Origin of the sequence: Mycobacterium sp., assembly GCF_050701675.1 — a bacterium.
GTDB lineage: Bacteria > Actinomycetota > Actinomycetes > Mycobacteriales > Mycobacteriaceae > Mycobacterium.
The window spans coordinates 1-2,710 of sequence record NZ_JBOGDD010000042.1; the positions used below are offsets into that span (position 1 = coordinate 1).

The following is a 2,710-nucleotide window of genomic DNA, read 5'->3' on the forward strand; positions in this document are numbered from 1 at the left end:
TCGTTGTGCCACACACCCGTTCGATGGCAGACCTGCTCGAGGTGCGCGACGTCATCGTGGCCGAGGAGCCCGAAGCCCGCGGTGACTTCTGGCGGTTGCAGCCGTGGGTACCGCTGCCTCGCGTCGGCGAGCTGCGGCCTCCGTCGTACCGGTCACTCGCGATGACCGACGCAGGCCGGGCGCGCCGTGACCTGGCCGGGCGCCGGTTCGGCGTGCCGCGGATGTACGTCAACGCCGATCCCGATGCCGGCGTCGGGGCGACGGGAATCGGCGGTCCGACGGGTCGGCGCATCGAGACCAGGGCCTCGATCGTCGTGTTGTTCGACGCCGTGCGGCGTGATCTGCTGGCCGCGGGCGCCGAGGTGATCGACGTCGACTTCCCCGTGGTCAGCAATTACGAGGGTGACCGCGCCGGTGCCCCGACCGTCGCCACCCGCGGTCTGGTCAGCCAGGAGTACCTGCGCCGCGAGATCGTCGACCTCTCGGCGTGGGCGTGGGACGACTTCCTGGCCACCAACGGCGACCCCGCCCTCAACCGGCTGGCCGACGTGGACGGCGCTCGCATCTTCCCGCCCCCGCCCGGCGCGCTGCCCGACCGCTACGACGGCTTCGACGACGACATCGCCGACTATCCGGCGTTCGCCCGCGAGCACCCGGTGGACTCCTTCCTCGCCATCCCGACCATCCCGGAGGGCGTGCACGCGTTGGAACGCACCCGGCAGATCGACCTCGAGGAGTGGATGGACGGGTTGCGGCTGGACGCCGTCATCTTCCCCGCGGTGGCGGACGTAGGGCCTGCCGACATGGACGTCAATCCGGAATCGGCCGACCTCGGCTGGCGCAACGGGGTGTGGGTGGCCAACGGCAACTTGGCGATTCGCCATCTCGGCATCCCGACCGTGACGGTGCCGATGGGCACGATGGCCGATATCGGCATGCCGGTCGGGTTGACGTTCGCAGGCCGGGCGTACGACGACGTCGCGCTGCTTCGCTACGGCGCCGCGCTGGAGGCCACCGGGCGCAGGCGCACGTCACCGCCGCGCACCCCGCCCCTCAACGCGTGATTTCGGCGTGCTCAGTTGCGCTGGCCGCAACTCGCCGCGCCGAAATCGCAGGAGGGGGTCAGATGACGACGTTGACGAGCTTGCCCGCCACCACGATGACCTTCTTCGGGGCCGCGCCCGCCATGAACGCGACCACCTTCTCGTCGACCAGCGCGGCCGTCTCCACCGCGTCGGCGGTGGCATCCGCCGCGACGGTGATGCGCCCGCGGACCTTGCCGTTGACCAGCACCGGGTACTCGACGGTGTCCTCCACCAGGTACGCCGGGTCGGCCGTCGGGAACGGGCCGTGCGCCAGCGACGAGTCGTGACCCAACCGGCGCCACAACTCCTCGGCGAGGTGCGGCGCCAGCGGCGCCACCATCAGCACCAGGGGCTCGACGGCAGCACGTGCCCTGACGTCCTCCTTGGTCAGATGGTTCGTGTACTCGATGAGCTTGGCCGCAGCGGTGTTGTTGCGCAGCCCCACATAGTCCTCGGCAACGCCGGCGATGGTCTTGTTCAGCAGCCGAAGGGTGGCCTCGGTCAACTCTTCGTGATCGGCCACCCGCTTGGTGCCGGTGCCCTCGTCGACGACGACGCGCCACACCCGCTGCAGGAACCGGTACGCCCCGACGACGTCCTTCGTCGCCCACGGCCGCGACGCCTCGAGCGGACCCATCGACATCTCGTAGACGCGCAGGGTGTCGGCGCCGTACTCCTCGCAGATCTCGTCGGGTGACACGGAGTTCTTCAGGCTCTTGCCGATCTTGCCGAACTCACGGTTGACCTCTATTTCACCGTCTGGCCCTGGCCAGTAGTACTTGCCCTCTCGCTCAACGACTTCCGCTGCCGGGACGTAGGAACCCCGCGAGTCGGTGTAGGCGAAGGCCTGGATGTAACCCTGGTTGACCAGCCGGCGGTACGGCTCGCGCGAGCTCACGTGGCCCAGGTCGTAGAGCACCTTGTGCCAGAACCGCGAGTACAGCAGGTGCAGCACCGCGTGCTCGACGCCGCCCACGTAGAGGTCGACGCCGCCGGGGTCCGCGGGGCCGTGCTCCGATGGCCGCGGGCCCATCCAGTAGGCCTCGTTCTCCTTGGCGCAGTATGCTTCCGAGTTGTGCGGATCGGCGTAGCGCAGCTCGTACCACGAACTGCCCGCCCACTGCGGCATGACGTTGGTGTCGCGGGTGTAGGGCTTCAAGCCCTCGCCGAGGTCCAGGTCGACGTGCACCCATTCGGTCGCCTTGCCCAGCGGCGGCGACGGCTCGCTGTCGGCGTCCTCCGGATCGAACTGCACCGGCGCGTAGTCCGGGACGTCTGGTAGTTCTACGGGCAGAGCCGAGTCGGGCAGTCCGTGCGCACGCCCATCTGAGTCGTAGACGATCGGGAACGGCTCGCCCCAGTACCGCTGGCGGGCGAAGAGCCAGTCGCGCAACTTGTACTCGACACGGGCGCGGCCATGGCCCTCGGCCTCGAGCCGCGCGATGATGGCCTCCTTGGCCGACGTGACGCTCAGGCCGTCGAACTCTCCCGAGTTCACCAAAACGCCGTCACCGCTGTGCGCGCCCTGCGAAACGTCGCCACCGCTGGTGACCTCGACGATCGGAAGGCCGAACGCGGTCGCGAAGTCCCAGTCGCGCTGGTCGCCCCCCGGCACCGCCATGATG

General features: G+C 69.4%; 2 protein-coding genes. One reads left to right on the forward strand and one right to left on the reverse strand.

Annotated features, from left to right (window positions below):
- A partial coding sequence (locus ACRDUX_RS01350; protein ID WP_526410277.1) for an amidase occupies positions 1–1,064 on the forward strand: 1,064 nt, incomplete at its 5' end.
- 58 nt (positions 1,065–1,122) lie between these two features.
- On the opposite strand, the gene ACRDUX_RS01355 is transcribed toward ACRDUX_RS01350, so the two are convergent.
- Positions 1,123–2,710: class I tRNA ligase family protein (locus tag ACRDUX_RS01355; RefSeq protein WP_526410279.1), on the reverse strand; the 1,588-nt coding region annotated here is incomplete at its 5' end.